This is a genomic window from Streptomyces sp. NPDC050508, from assembly GCF_040655155.1.
GTDB lineage: Bacteria > Actinomycetota > Actinomycetes > Streptomycetales > Streptomycetaceae > Streptomyces.
Window position 1 is genome coordinate 270,443 of the sequence record NZ_JBFAJJ010000006.1, and the last position, 13,567, is coordinate 284,009.

The following is a 13,567-nucleotide window of genomic DNA, read 5'->3' on the forward strand; positions in this document are numbered from 1 at the left end:
GGAAGGGCTAACGCATCCATGTCCAGGAGAACCCCCCGCACGGCCCGGCTGCTGCTCGCCGGACTGCTCTCCGTGGCCGGCTTCACCGCGGCCGTACCCCCCGCCCACGCGGCCGGTGAACAGGTCACGGCCTGGCTCACCACCACCGACGACGCCGCCGGACGCCATGTCACGCGCGGCCTCCAGGCCCAGACTCCGTTCGCCTTCTCGTCCGGGACGGGCGGCAGCGGCGAGAACATCACCGTCGACGAGAACACCCGCTACCAGACGTTCACCGGGGGTGGCGCGTCCTTCACGGACACGGCGGCCTGGCTGATGAACAGCAGCGGCGCGCTGTCGGCGGCGACCCGGAACGCGACCATGACCAAGCTGTTCTCGCCCACGGACGGGATCGGCCTGTCGTTCCTGCGCAACCCGATGGGCGCGTCGGACCTGGCCCGGTACGGCTACTCGTACGACGACGTGGCGGCCGGCCAGACCGACCCGAACCTGACCTCGTTCTCCATCGCGCACGACCTCGCGGACGTCGTGCCGCTCACCAAGCAGGCGCTCTCACTGAACCCGTCTCTGACTGTCATGGCCTCGCCATGGACGGCACCGGCGTGGATGAAGGACAGCGGTTCGCTCAACGGGGGCTGGCTGAAGTCCGAGGACTACGCGGCCTACGCCAACTACTTCGTCAAGTACCTCCAGGCGTACAAGAACCAGGGCGTCAACGTCTCGTACGTCACCCCGCAGAACGAGCCCACCTGCTGCTCCGGCTATCCGTCGATGAGCTGGAACGCCTCCGGGCTGCAGTACTTCCTGGCCAACGACCTGCTGCCGCAGCTCCAGTCGGCCGGACTGACCACCAAGGTTCTCGCGCACGACTGGAACTGGGACGTCTACGACTCCTACGCGTCCGCGCTCGTGAACGACGCCACGATCCGCAACCACCCCAACTTCGGCGGGATCGCCTGGCACGGCTACGGCGGTGACGTCGCCGAGCAGACCACCATCCACAACCAGTACCCGACGCTGGACGCCTTCGACACCGAGCACTCGGGCGGCACCTGGGTCACGAACCAGCAGCACGACGACATGAACAACATCATCGACTACACCCGCAACTGGGGTAAGTCGGTGACCAAGTGGTCCCTCGCCGTGGACCAGAACATGGGCCCGCACAACGGCGGTTGCGGCACCTGCACGGGCCTGATCACCGTGCACAACGGCGACAGCGCGAGCGGGACCGTCGACTACACCGTCGAGTACTACACGATGGGCCAGCTGACGAAGTTCGTCCGCCCCGGCGCCCAGCGGATCGCTTCCACCGCGTCCACGAACGTGCCGAACGTGGCGTGGCGCAACCCGGACGGTTCGAAGGCGCTGATCGCGTACAACGACGCGTCCACGGCGAAGACGGTGACCATCAACTGGGGTGGCCAGCACGCGACTTACTCCCTGCCCGGCAAGACGTCCGCGACGTTCACCTGGACGGGGACGCAGTCCGGCAGCGGCAGCCAGACCGGCGCCTTCGTGGGCCTCGCGAGCAAGTGCCTCGACGTGGCCGGGGGTTCGACCACCAACGGCACGGCCGTCCAGCTCTACGACTGCAACGGCTCGACGGCCCAGCAGTGGACCGTGGGAACCGACGGAACGGTGCGTTCGCTGGGCAAGTGCCTTGACGTGACGTCGGCTTCGACGGCGGACGGGGCGAAGGTGCAGTTGTACGACTGCAACGGAACCGCCGCGCAACAGTGGTCGTACAACTCGTCGACCGGTGATTTGGTGAACACGGCGGCGAACAAGTGCCTGGATGTCACGGGCAACACGTCTACGAACGGGACTCGGGCGCAGATCTGGACGTGTACCGGGGCTGCCAATCAGAAGTGGCATCTGCAGTAGGTTTTCGCCCCCGCCGCCCCTACCCGTCCCATCCTTCTGGGGCTCTGCCCCAGACCCCGCTCCTCAAACGCCGGAGGGGCTGAAGATCAGCTCCTCCGGCGTTCGGGGCTCTTACTCCGCCGGCTCTACGCCTGCCCTCAGCAAGCCGTATGTGTACGCGTCCTCCAGTGCCTGCCACGACGCGGCGATGACGTTCTCGGCGACGCCCACCGTCGACCACTCCCCCGTGCCGTCGGACGTGGAGATCAGGACGCGGGTCGTGGAGGACGTGCCGTGGACGCCTTCCAGGATGCGGACCTTGTAGTCGACCAGGTCGAGCTTGGCGAGCTGGGGGTAGATCTTCTCCAGGGCTACGCGGAGGGCGCGGTCCAGGGCGTTGACCGGGCCGTTGCCCTCCGCCGTGGCGACGATGCGCTCGCCCTTGGCGTACAGCTTGACCGTGGCCTCGTTGGCGTGGGTGCCGTCGGGGCGGTCCTCGACGATCGCGCGCCAGGACTCGACCTCGAAGTAGGAGCGGGCCTTGCCCTCCGCCTCGGCGCGGAGGAGGAGTTCGAAGGACGCGTCGGCCGCTTCGTAGGTGTAGCCCTTGAGTTCGCGTTCCTTGACCCGGTTCACGACCCGGCCGACCAGTTCGCGGTCGCCGCTGATGTCTACGCCGAGTTCCTTGCCCTTGAGCTCGATCGACGCGCGGCCCGCCATGTCGGAGACCAGCATCCGCATGGTGTTGCCGACCTGCTCGGGGTCGATGTGCTGGTACAGGTCCGGGTCGACCTTGATCGCGGAGGCGTGCAGGCCCGCCTTGTGGGCGAAGGCGGACACTCCTACGTACGGCTGGTGCGTGGAGGGGGTCAGGTTCACCACCTCGGCGATCGCGTGCGAGATGCGGGTCATCTCGCGGAGCTTGCCGTCGGGGAGGACCTTCTTGCCGTACTTGAGCTCCAGGGCCGCTACTACGGGGAAGAGGTTGGCGTTGCCTACTCGCTCGCCGTAGCCGTTGGCCGTGCACTGGACGTGGGTGGCGCCCGCGTCGACGGCGGCGAGGGTGTTGGCGACCGCGCAGCCCGTGTCGTCCTGGGTGTGGATGCCGAGCCGGGCGCCGGTGTCGGCGAGGACCGTGGAGACGACCGCCTGGACCTGCGCCGGGAGCATCCCGCCGTTGGTGTCGCAGAGGATCACGACGGAGGCTCCGGCCTCGGCGGCGGACCGTACGACCGCCTTCGCGTACTCGGGATTCGCGCGGTAGCCGTCGAAGAAGTGTTCGCAGTCGACGAAGACGCGGCGGCCCTGGGCGGTGAGGTGGGAGACGGTGTCCCGGACCATTTCCAGGTTCTCGTCGAGGGTGGTGCGCAGGGCCAGTTCGACATGGCGGTCGTGGGACTTCGCGACCAGGGTGATGACGTCGGCGCCGGAGTCCAGGAGTGCCTTGACCTGCGGGTCCTCGGCCGCTTTCGCGCCGGCGCGGCGGGTGGCGCCGAACGCGACCAGCTGGGCGTGCTTGAAGTCGATCTCCTGCTTGGCGCGGGCGAAGAACTCGGTGTCCCGCGGGTTGGCACCCGGCCAGCCGCCCTCGATGAAGCCAACGCCGAAGTCGTCCAGGTGCCGTGCGATGGCCAGCTTGTCCGCGACGGTGAGGTTGATGCCCTCCCGCTGCGCGCCGTCACGCAGGGTCGTGTCGAAGACGTGGAACGAATCGTCGAGTTCGCTGGTTTCCGTCATGGTCTCTGGCTCCTGAGAATCTGGATCTCGGTCTGTACCGGAATGACCGGCTCCACCGTTCCCCAATGATCCCTCGCGCTGCGCTCCCGGCTGAAGGTGGGCCAGAAAAGCGAAAAACCCCTCGCGGGTGCGAGAGGTCTGCGCGCGGGTCGAGGACGACGATGGCCGCCCGTACGTGGTCGTACGTGGCGGTCACTGCGGACCGGCGCGCCTGCTGCCAATAATCGTGGCGAACGAGAGCACGGTGGCAGTCTGGCACAGACCACCGCCGCGCTCACCGTCCGTCTCATGATGCGAACAGTCGGTTGATCAACTCAGCCGGCGTACGAACACGTCGGAGACCCCGTTCGTGTCGCCCGGGACGAGGTTCGTGGCCGTGGACGAGAACGCGGCCGTACGGCCGTCCGCGTCGAGGGCGACGGTGCCCGAGGCGCCGTCGGCACCGCCGGTCAGCTGGTGGATCGCCCCGGTGCGGAGGTCCTTGACGAAGATGTCGGCGACGCCGTTCGTGTCGCCGGGGACGAGGTTCGTGGCGGCCGAACTGAACGCCGCGTAGCGGCCGTTGGCGCTCAGGCTCACGCCCTGGCTCGGGCGGTCGGCCTGGGTGCCGTCGGCCGCGGTGCTCAGCCGGACGGTCGTCCGCGCCTTCCGGTCGAACAGGAAGACGTCGGTCGTCTTGTTGGTGTCGCCGGGGACGAGGTTGTCGACGTTGGAGGAGAAGGCGACCAGGCGGGCGCTCGCGCTCATGGACGGTCCGAACGAGCCGTTCTTGTAGACGAAGCGGGTGGGGATGCTGACCTGCTCGGTGGTGCCCTTGGCCCGGTCGCGCACATACACGTTCGTGCCGTGGGTCCAGTCGTGCGCCGGGTCCAGCTGGGCCGCCGTCACGAACGCCACGTAGCGGCCGTCGGTGCCGAACGTGGCCTGGAAGGAGTCGCTGTCGCCCTCGGTGCCGTCGGTGTTGAACTGGACCAGTTCGTTCCGGCCGGTCCTGCGGTCGTGGACGATCACGTCGTCCCGGCCGTTGGTGTCACCGGGCGCGGCGTCCTCGGCCGCGGTGCTGTAGGCGACGTAGCGGCCGTTCCCGCTGATGCTGGGCTCGTAGTTCAGCTGGTAGCGGGGCGGGATCGCCGCGTGGCCGGTGCTGATGCGCTCGGTGCGGTGGGTCTTCAGGTCGCGCAGGTAGATGTCGGTGTCGTCGTTGCGGTCCCCCTTCACGAGTGCGGCCTTCGTGGCGAAGACGACGTACCGGCCGTCGGCGCTGAGCGCGGGATCGCTCGCCGGGCCTTCGGCGATGCGCTGGGTACGCCCGGTGCGAAGGTCGCGGACGAAGATGTCGGCGACGCCGTTCCGGTCGCCGGGGATGAGGTTGGCCGCGGCCGAACTGAACGCCACATAGCGGCCGTTGGCGCTGATCGCGGGCGCGACGGAGGCACCGTCGGCCTGCGTGTGGTGTGTGCCGGTGCTGACCCGCTCGATGCGGGGTGCGTGCGGTGCGGCGGTCGCGGTCACCGTGGTGCAGGCGAGCACGACGCCGGCGGAGAGGCCGACGGTGATGCGTGTGGACATGAACATGGTTCCCCCCGAAACCTTGTCTTCCCCCGGGCCCTTGCGGCGAGGGCTCCCTCCGAGGCAAACGCACCACCGACCACATGGTCAATCGGCCTTATTGCGTACAACCGGGGCGGAAGGTCACGCGTCCGCGAGGAGCCCCTCGTCGATGAACTCCCTTACGTGGCCGAGAACTTGCGCCCGGTCCGTCCCCCGCAGGCCGATCGCCACATGGAGGGAGAAGCCGTCGAGGAGGGTACGGAGACGGGTGGCGAAACGGTCCGGGTCGACGGCCCGGAACTCACCCCGTGACACGCCCTCCGCGATCAGCGCGACCAGGTCGCGGTGCCAGACACCCTCGATGGCGGCCTGCCGGTCGCGGGCCGCCTCGTCGGCGTTCTGCGAGCGGTTCCAGACCTCCAGCCACAGCGTCCAGTGCGGGTCGCGGTGACCGTCCGGGACATACAGGTCGACGTACGCGTCGACCCGCTCGCGGACCGTGGCCCCCGTGCGGGTGAGCAGGCGTCCGCGCTCGGCGCCCAGCCTGCCCTCGCTCCACTCCAGGGTCTGGAGCAGCAGTTCGTCCTTGGAGTGGAAGTAGTAGAGGAGGTGGCCGCTGCTCATGCCGACCTCGCGGCCGAGCGCCGCCATGGTGAGCTGCTCCAGACCGTGTTCGGCGATCATGCGCATCGCGGCGGCGAGCACGTCCTCGCGCGGCGGCGCGTTCTTCCGCGCACCGGCCATTCCTGGCTCCTCCGGTCCTAGATCTTCGGCTGCTGTTGGGTGATGCAGTGGATGCCGCCACCGCCCGCGAAGATCGTACGGGCGTCCACCAGGGTCACCGTCCGCTCGGGGAAGAGGCGGCGGAAGATCCCGGCGGCGATCTCGTCCTGCGGGTCGTCGAAGGCGCAGAGCACGACCCCACCGTTGCAGAGGTAGTGGTTGATGTAGGAGTAGTCGGCCCAGTGGCCGTCGGCCTCCAGCACGGTCGGGGCGGGGACCTCGACGACCTCCAGGCGGCGGCCCTTCGCGTCGGTCTCGGCGCTGAGGAGCGCGAGGTACTCCTGGGAGCGGGCGTGGTCCGGGTGGGCCGGGTCGCGCTGGCTGTGGACCAGTACGGTGCCGGGCCGGGCGAAGGCCGCGACGATGTCGACGTGGCCCTGGGTGCCGTAGACGCCGTAGTCGCCGGTGAGGCCGTGCGGGAGCCAGATGGCCTTGGTGGTGCCGAGCTTGGCGTGGATCTCCGCCTCGACCTGCTCGCGCGTCCAGCCGGGGTTGCGGCCGGCGCCGAGCTGGACCGTTTCGGTGAGCAGGACCGTGCCCTCGCCGTCGACGTGGATCGCGCCGCCCTCGTTGACGAGTTTCGAGGTGTACGTCTTCACGCCGGCGAGGTCCGCGACGTGCGAGCCGATCTTCGCGTCGTGCTCCCAGCGGGCCCAGTCCTGGCCGCCCCAGCCGTTGAACGTCCAGTCCACGGCGGCCAGTTCACGACCATCGGTGACGAAGGTGGGGCCGATGTCCCGCATCCACGCGTCGTCCAGCTCACGCTCGAACAGGTCCACGTCCGGGCCGAGCAGTTCGCGCGCCGACGCGCCCTGACCCGGCCCGTGCACCATCGTCACCGGTTCGAAGCGGCGTACGGCGTGGGCCACGGACGCCCAGGCGACGCGGGCCTCCGCCAGCTCCTCGGCGTTGGTGAAGGTCGGGTTGGGTCCGGGCCAGGCCATCCAGGTGCGTTCGTGCGGGGCCCACTCGGGAGGCATTCGGAAGCTCATCAGAAGTCCTAGGTCGTCTGCGTACTAGAGGAAGTAGAGGCGGTTGAGGGAGACGGACTCGGCCGGCTCGGAGCGCAGCGGTTCGCCGTCGAGGGTGACCAGGCCGGTGCGCTGATCGACATCGACCGCTCCGGTACGGGAGTTGAGGCGCAGGTCGGCGGGACCGATGCCCCGGGTGCCGCGAACTGCCACGCGTCTACGGCGAGTTGGCATCGAGTCGTTGCCCTGGTCGAGGGCGGCCTGCGCGACGAACGCCACGGAGATGTCGGCGGGTGTGGTGCCGTGGGCGCCGAACTGCGGTCCCAGGACAAGGGGTTCGCAGGTGTCGGTCGCCGCGTTGGGGTCGCCGACCACGCCGTACGCCGGGAACCCGGACTTCAGGACGAGCTGCGGTTTCGCGCCGAAGTACTCCGGCCGCCACAGCACGATGTCGGCCAGCTTGCCCACCTCGATGGAGCCCACCTCGTGCGAAAGGCCGTGCGCGATGGCGGGGTTGATGGTCAGCTTGGCGATGTAGCGCAGGACGCGTTCGTTGTCGTGGCCGACGTCCGGGGCGCCGAGTTCGGCCTTCATCTTCCCGGCCATGGCGAACGTACGGCGCACGGTCTCGCCCGCTCTGCCCATGCCCTGCGCGTCGGACGAGGTGATGCCGATCGCGCCCAGGTCGTGCAGCACGTCCTCGGCGCCCATCGTCCCGGCGCGGATGCGGTCGCGGGCCATCGCGGCGTCGCCGGGCAGGTCGGTCTTCAGGTCGTGGACGGAGACGATCATGCCGTAGTGCTCGGCGACCGCGTCCCGGCCGAAGGGGAGGGTGGGGTTGGTGGAGGAGCCGATGACGTTGGCAACTCCGGCCATTTTCAAGACGTTCGGCACGTGTCCGCCGCCGCAGCCCTCAATGTGGAAGGCGTGGATCGTCCGCCCCTCCAACACCCGCAGGGTGTCCTCGACGGACAGGCACTCGTTCAACCCGTCGCTGTGCAGGGCGACTTGGACGTCGTACTCCTCGGCGACCCGCAACGCGGTGTCCAGCGCGCGGGTGTGGGCGCCCATGTCCTCGTGCACCTTGAAGCCGGACGCGCCACCCTCGGCGAGGGCCTCCACCAGCGGGGCCGCGTCGGACGACGAACCCCGGCCCAGGAAGCCGATGTTGACCGGCCAGGCGTCGAAGGCGTTGAACGCGTGCCGCAGCGCCCAGGGCGAGTTGACGCCGACGCCCCACACCGGGCCGAACTCCTGCCCGATGATCGTGGTCACGCCGGAGGCGAGGGAGGCCTCCATGATGCGCGGCGAGAGGAGATGTACGTGCGTGTCGACGGCCCCGGCGGTGGCGATGAGCCCTTCCCCGGACACGATCGAGGTGCCCGTCCCCACGACGACGTCGACCCCGTCGAGGGTGTCGGGGTTCCCGGCCCGCCCGATGGAGCAGATCCGCCCCTCCCGAATCCCGATGGACACCTTCCGGATGCCCTGCGCCGCGTCGATCACGACGACGTTGCTGATCACGACATCGCAGGTGTCACGCACGGCGGCGGCCTTGAGGTGCAGTCCGTCGCGGGCGGTCTTGCCGAACCCGGCGAGGAACTCGTCGCCGTAGCGCTGGGAGTCGGACTCGACGCGGATGGTCAGCCCCGAGTCGCCGAGGCGGACCCGGTCGCCGGCACGGGGGCCGTGGGTGGCGGCGTACTCGTACGGGTTCACAGCTCAACTCCCAGGTAACCGCAGGCAGTTGCCCGCCGCAGGGCCTCCTCGCGGGCGCCCGGCGCGTCCAGCGGTCCGTCGACGAGGCCCGCGAAACCGATCGCGATCCGCTCGCCGCCGATCGGCAGCAGGCCGACGTCGGCGGTCTCGCCCGGGCCGAAGCGGACGGACGATCCGGCGGGTACGGCGAGGCGCATGCCGTAGGCCTCGGCGCGGGGGAAGTCGAGGCGCGGGTTGGCCTCGAAGAAGTGGAAGTGGGAGGTCACGGAGACGGGGACGGTCGCGGTGTTGGTGACCGTGACCCGGACGACGGCCTCGGGCTCGGCGTGCACGGGCCCCGGCAGCAGCGCGCCCGGAGCCCCGTCCCCCAGGCCGCCGCCGATCGGATCCGAGACCACCGCGAGCCGCGAACCGTCGTCGAAAACGGCCTCGACATGCACCTCGGTGACGACATCGGCGACACCCGGCAGGACGTCGTCCGGCCCCAGGACCGACCGGGCACGCTCGATCGCGAGGGCGAGTCGAGCGCCGTCACGGGCCGCCTCGCACACCGTGTCCGCAATGAGCGCGGTGGCCTCCGGCACGTTGAGTCTCAGGCCGCGCGCCTTGCGGGCGCGGGCCAGTTCGGCGGCCGAGAAGAGCAGCAGCCGGTCGCGTTCCGTCGGGGTCAGCCTCATCCCACATCCCTTCTTTAGAGCATCACTCTAAACCGTAAAACCCATCTCTGGAATGGTTGACGCGCGACCACCTCTCGGTTCACATTGAACGTCACTCTAAGAAAGAGATGGCCCACCATGCCGATCGAACAACACGGAGTCGACACCATCCCCGACGCGGAACGCACCAGCGGTCCGCGCGACCTCGTGTCGATCCTGCTCGGTTCCAACCTCTGTCTCGGCGTGATCATCTTCGGCTGGCTGCCGCCGTCCTTCGGCCTCGGCTGGTGGGCCTCCGTCTCCTCGATCGTCGCGGGCACGGTGGTCGGGACGCTGTTCACGGCCCCGCTGGCACTGGTCTCCCTGCGCACCGCCACGAACCTGTCGACGTCGTCCGGCGCCCAGTTCGGGGTGCGGGGCCGCTTGGTCGGCTCGGTCGTGGGCCTGCTCCTCGCCCTCGGCTACACCGCGCTGACCGTGTGGATCGGCGGCGATGTGATGGTGGGCGTGCTGCACCGGCTGTTCGGGCTGCCGGCGGGCGGGGCGTCGTACGCCGTCGTGTACGCGCTGCTCGCCGGGGCGACCGTCGCGGGCGCGGTCTACGGCTACCGGGTGCTGCTCGCGATGTCCCGCGTGCTCTCCGTCGGCATGACGGCGCTGCTGATCCTGGGCGTGGTCGCGTACGCCCCGCACTTCTCGACGGGCGCGCTGCCGGGGACGGGCGGCTATCTGCTGGGCGGGTTCTGGCCGACGTGGTGTCTGGCGACGGTGGCGGCGGGACTGTCCGGCCCGATCGCCTTCATCACCCTGCTGGGCGACTACACGCGCTACATCTCCCCGGCCCGCCACACCTCCCGCACGGTCCTGCACGCGACCTGGCTCGGCCTGATCGCGGGTCTCCTGGTCCCCCAGCTCTTCGGCACGTTCACGGCGTACGGGGCGCGGGCGGCCCTCGACTACGCGGGCCCGCTGGTGTCGGCATCCCCCACCTGGTACCTCGTCCCACTCCTCCTCGCCGCCTCCGCGGGCTCGGTCGGCAACGCCGGGCTGATGCTCTACTCCATGGGCCTCGACCTGGACGCGATCCTGCCCCGCGCGTCCCGGGCGCGGGCCACGTGCGCGGTCGCGGTCGTCGCCACGGTGTGCGTGTTCGTCGGCCACTACGCCTGGAACGCGCAGTCGGCGATGACGTCCTTCGTACTGTTGCTGACGGCGATCGGCACACCGTGGGCGGTCATCACGCTGATCGGCTTCGTGCGGTGCGGGGGAATGTACGACGCGGACGCCCTCCAGGTCTTCAACCGCCGCTCCCGGGGCGGAATTTACTGGTACCGGGCGGGCTGGAATGTCCCGGCGGTGATCTCCTGGGCGGTGGGGGCGGGGGTCGGGCTGCTCGCCGTGTCCCTGCCGTCTTACGAGGGACCATTGCTGTCGCTGACCCGGGGGGTGGACTGCAGTTTCGTGCTGTCGGGCGTGGTGGGCGGGCTGCTGTACCTGCTGCTCACGCCGTGGGCAACCACAGGCCCGGGCATCTCGCCCCTGCCCGCAGCGCGACGGGGCGCTACGGCAGGCCCACGGCCTTGAGGATGGAGAGCGCGAGCGCGAGTGTGGCTCCCACCGCGACGGCCGCCGACCGGACCACTCCCGGCCAGGGTTTCTCCTCCTTCAGCGCGAGCAGCGCGGCGCAGGCGCCGACCAGCAAACTGACCAACAACACCACACAACCCCAGGCCAAGAGGAGCTGAGCGTTTGCGCGCATGACAAGTTGACCTCTCCGTACGGGTGAGCAGACCATCGGCGGACAGACACGCCCTACCGTTGGGAAAAAGCGAAGGCGGCTCTCGCCTCAGCCGGCCTCAAGGCCCGGCAGGAACCGGCTCGCGCCGAAAGCGGGCTTCAGGTCGCTGAACCAGGTCGCGCCCTCGTCGTACGCGGCGAAGAACGGCCGGTCCACGAGGGCGGGGTCGCGGGCCTGGATCAGGTGGAGGACGAAGACCTTCTCGCCCGCCACCTCCGCGATGCCGTCGACGCAGACCTTGCCCGGCATCGCCGACATGACCGGGCCGCGGACCGTGCGGGCGAGGCCGGAGACGCGGGCGTAGGCGTCGCGAAAGATCTGGTGGCCGCGGGCCAGGGGGACGCCGAAGTAGCCCTGGGGGCCGGTGTCGCGCTCCACGAACTGGTAGTACGGCACCGCGCCGAGCGTGGTCGTCTCGTCCCACAGCTCGGCCCAGGCCTCGGCGCTGTCGTTGATGCCGGCCACCAGCGGGCCCTGACAGCGGATCACGGCGCCCGTGCCCCGTACCCGGCGCATCGCCTCCCGTACGACGGGCGGGCGCAGCTCCTGCGGGTGGGTGAAGTGGGCCATCAACGCCAGGTGTCGGCCGCTCGCCACCACCTTTTCGAAGAGGCGCAGCAGGTCGTCGGCGTCCCGGTCGGTCGTGAAGCGGTACGGCCAGAAGGCCAGGGACTTGGTGCCGATGCGGATCGAGCGGATCGTGTCGATCTCCAGGAGGGGGGCGACGTAGCGGGTCAAGACCTCAGTGCTCATGACCAGGGGGTCGCCGCCGGTGATCAGCGCGCTGGTGACCTCGGGATGGGCCTTGAGGTAGGAGGTGGTCGTGCCGATGTCGTCGGTGGCGATGCGGAGTTCGGACTCGCCGACGAACTGGGGCCAGCGGAAGCAGTACGTGCAGTAGGCGTGGCAGGTCTGGCCCTGGCGCGGGAAGATCAGCACCGTTTCGGGGTACTTGTGCTGGAGGCCCGCGAGGCGCTCCCCCTCGTGCGTGGGCACGTTGGCGTCCAACTGGCCCGAGGGATGCGGGTTCAGCTTCATCCGGATCTCGTGGGCCGCGCGCAGGACTTCGGCCTTGGGCGCCTCCTGGGAGAGGAGGTCCGCCATCTGCTTGAGATCGGGCTCGGGCAACATCCCGGCCTGCGGGAACGTCAGCCGGAAGATCGGGTCGTCGGGTACCGCCGCCCAGTCGATCAACTCGTCCACGACATACGTGTTCGTACGGAACGGCAGGACCGAGGAGACGGCCCGCAGGGCGAGCCGTTCGGTGGCCGACAGGGACACGCGCTTCAGCAGGCCGTCCAGGTCACGGGGTGTGAAGGCGCGAAATCGGGTGCTCGTGGAGGGAGCGAGGTGGAGCGCTGAACTCATTGGTGCAGGGCCTCTATTCCGTGACCGGGACCGCTATTCCGTGACCAGGACCGCCGGCCGCAACTCGACGAATGCGGTCGCCGACGCATCGTACTTCTCCGCGAAGTTCTGCCTGAGCAGCTCATGCAGCTCGCTCTCGTCGTCGACGACGATCAGCTCATGGGCGCCCGGCACGTTCAATGCCTCGCTGAACGCGGTGAGTTGGTCGAGGCGGTGGCGTGCCATGTACGAGACGACGTCGGGCCCGGCGATGTACAGACAGTCGTCGACGTAGACGAAGCGACAGGTGAACTCGCGGCGGCCGTCGGTCGCGTCGACGAGGGTCACCGGGAAATGGGTGAACCGTTCCATCGGCTTGCTCTGCTGCCACAGTTCGTCGAAGCGCTGCTCGACGAAGGCGCCGAGCGGGGAGCGGACGGCGACTTCGAGTTGGACGCCCTCACCGGAGAGACGGCCGACGGTGAGGAAGGAGACCAGCGAGCGTTCGTCCCAGCGGTAGAGGGTCACGCCGGGGGAGGTCGAGCAGAGCCGGACTTCGAGGAACTGCCGTGAGGTGTCGTCGAGTCGGCGGGCGAAGTGCCCGAGCGTGCGCAGGTTGCGCAGGATGTCACGGCGGATGTCGGCGCTCTGCTCGCCCAGTTCACGGCCGCGGAGGATCACGGCGAGGGAGTCGGGGTCCAGGAGCAGGATCTGGACCCGGGCGCCGTGCGCGGTCGCGGACCTGATGCCGCGGAAGAGGCGTTCGGAGTACTGGGGGCCGAACAGGTTGGAGAAGGTGTCCAGCACCTTCACGTTCGAGGTCGAGCCGTAGACCTGGGCGCTGAACCACTCGTAGTCGAGCCGGGTGTGCTCGCGGACCCTGCCCTCCTGGGCGCGGGAGATCAGCGGGCCGATCACGAAGACGGTGATGACGACGCCGACGATGTCGGTGCCCAGGTTGAGGGCGAGGTTCTCGCCGTAGTTGTCCATGTGCTTGGCGAACCACAGCAACAGGCCCGCGCCGGCGGCGAGCAGGAGGAGCACGGTGAGGCTCTGCGGGCGGCGCGGGGTGCGCAGGGCGCGGAGCAGCCAGCGCGGCCTCGCCAGCGGCGACCGTCCGTTCACCCGTACTCCCTCCC

At 69.5% G+C, this 13,567-nt stretch carries 11 protein-coding genes; 2 read left to right on the plus strand and 9 right to left on the minus strand.

The window, feature by feature from the left end:
• Nucleotides 1-18: 18 nt before the first annotated feature.
• Nucleotides 19-1,887, plus strand: coding sequence for a ricin-type beta-trefoil lectin domain protein (locus tag AB0I69_RS19505; protein WP_363096864.1), 1,869 nt, complete (start codon nucleotides 19-21; stop codon nucleotides 1,885-1,887).
• A 111-nt stretch (nucleotides 1,888-1,998) separates the two neighbouring features.
• On the opposite strand, the gene cimA is transcribed toward AB0I69_RS19505, so the two are convergent.
• The 6 genes from cimA to ureA form a co-directional block, all read right to left on the minus strand.
• Nucleotides 1,999-3,603, minus strand: coding sequence for a citramalate synthase (gene cimA / locus AB0I69_RS19510; protein WP_363096865.1), 1,605 nt, complete (start codon nucleotides 3,601-3,603; stop codon nucleotides 1,999-2,001).
• A gap of 309 nt (nucleotides 3,604-3,912) precedes the next feature.
• A complete protein-coding gene (locus tag AB0I69_RS19515) occupies nucleotides 3,913-5,172 on the minus strand; it encodes a hypothetical protein (protein ID WP_363096866.1) in 1,260 nt (419 codons plus the stop codon).
• Between the two features lie 123 nt (nucleotides 5,173-5,295).
• On the minus strand, nucleotides 5,296-5,898 hold the full coding sequence (locus AB0I69_RS19520; RefSeq protein WP_363096867.1) for a TetR/AcrR family transcriptional regulator: 603 nt from the start codon (nucleotides 5,896-5,898) through the stop codon (nucleotides 5,296-5,298).
• 17 nt (nucleotides 5,899-5,915) lie between these two features.
• Nucleotides 5,916-6,929 (minus strand): agmatine deiminase family protein, encoded by a 1,014-nt coding sequence (locus AB0I69_RS19525; RefSeq protein ID WP_363096868.1) that lies wholly within the window; start codon nucleotides 6,927-6,929, stop codon nucleotides 5,916-5,918.
• 24 nt (nucleotides 6,930-6,953) lie between these two features.
• A complete protein-coding gene (locus AB0I69_RS19530) occupies nucleotides 6,954-8,627 on the minus strand; it encodes an urease subunit alpha (protein ID WP_363096869.1) in 1,674 nt (557 codons plus the stop codon).
• Entirely contained in the window at nucleotides 8,624-9,304 is a 681-nt protein-coding gene (ureA, locus tag AB0I69_RS19535; protein WP_363096870.1) for an urease subunit gamma, read from the minus strand. The genes AB0I69_RS19530 and ureA overlap by 4 nt, the downstream gene beginning before the upstream one ends.
• A 117-nt stretch (nucleotides 9,305-9,421) precedes the next feature.
• On the opposite strand from ureA, the gene AB0I69_RS19540 reads away from it, so the two are divergent.
• A complete protein-coding gene (locus tag AB0I69_RS19540; protein ID WP_363096871.1) occupies nucleotides 9,422-10,867 on the plus strand; it encodes a cytosine permease in 1,446 nt (481 codons plus the stop codon).
• Here AB0I69_RS19540 and AB0I69_RS19545 read toward each other — a convergent pair.
• The 3 genes from AB0I69_RS19545 to AB0I69_RS19555 all read right to left on the minus strand — a co-directional run bounded on the left by AB0I69_RS19545 (nucleotide 10,845) and on the right by AB0I69_RS19555 (nucleotide 13,553).
• Nucleotides 10,845-11,042: a hypothetical protein gene (locus AB0I69_RS19545; RefSeq protein ID WP_363096872.1), complete on the minus strand. Its 198-nt coding sequence runs from the start codon at nucleotides 11,040-11,042 to the stop codon at nucleotides 10,845-10,847. The two genes, AB0I69_RS19540 and AB0I69_RS19545, sit on opposite strands and share 23 nt — an antisense overlap.
• A gap of 87 nt (nucleotides 11,043-11,129) precedes the next feature.
• Nucleotides 11,130-12,449 carry a lysine 2,3-aminomutase gene (locus tag AB0I69_RS19550; protein WP_363096873.1) on the minus strand — a complete coding sequence of 440 codons (1,320 nt, stop codon included), beginning with the start codon at nucleotides 12,447-12,449 and terminating at the stop codon, nucleotides 11,130-11,132.
• Between the two features lie 33 nt (nucleotides 12,450-12,482).
• Nucleotides 12,483-13,553, minus strand: coding sequence for a hypothetical protein (locus AB0I69_RS19555; RefSeq protein ID WP_363096874.1), 1,071 nt, complete (start codon nucleotides 13,551-13,553; stop codon nucleotides 12,483-12,485).
• Between the last annotated feature and the right edge of the window lie 14 nt (nucleotides 13,554-13,567).

Excerpts from the sequence above, each read along its gene's own strand:
- AB0I69_RS19505 (WP_363096864.1), top strand. The coding sequence starts at position 19 with ATGTCCAGGAGAACCCCCCGCACGGCCCGGCTGCTGCTCGCCGGACTG.
- cimA (WP_363096865.1), bottom strand. The coding sequence starts at position 3,603 with ATGACGGAAACCAGCGAACTCGACGATTCGTTCCACGTCTTCGACACG.
- AB0I69_RS19515 (WP_363096866.1), bottom strand. The coding sequence starts at position 5,172 with ATGTCCACACGCATCACCGTCGGCCTCTCCGCCGGCGTCGTGCTCGCC.
- AB0I69_RS19520 (WP_363096867.1), bottom strand. The coding sequence starts at position 5,898 with ATGGCCGGTGCGCGGAAGAACGCGCCGCCGCGCGAGGACGTGCTCGCC.
- AB0I69_RS19525 (WP_363096868.1), bottom strand. The coding sequence starts at position 6,929 with ATGAGCTTCCGAATGCCTCCCGAGTGGGCCCCGCACGAACGCACCTGG.
- ureA (WP_363096870.1), bottom strand. The coding sequence starts at position 9,304 with ATGAGGCTGACCCCGACGGAACGCGACCGGCTGCTGCTCTTCTCGGCC.
- AB0I69_RS19540 (WP_363096871.1), top strand. The coding sequence starts at position 9,422 with ATGCCGATCGAACAACACGGAGTCGACACCATCCCCGACGCGGAACGC.
- AB0I69_RS19545 (WP_363096872.1), bottom strand. The coding sequence starts at position 11,042 with ATGCGCGCAAACGCTCAGCTCCTCTTGGCCTGGGGTTGTGTGGTGTTG.
- AB0I69_RS19550 (WP_363096873.1), bottom strand. The coding sequence starts at position 12,449 with ATGAGTTCAGCGCTCCACCTCGCTCCCTCCACGAGCACCCGATTTCGC.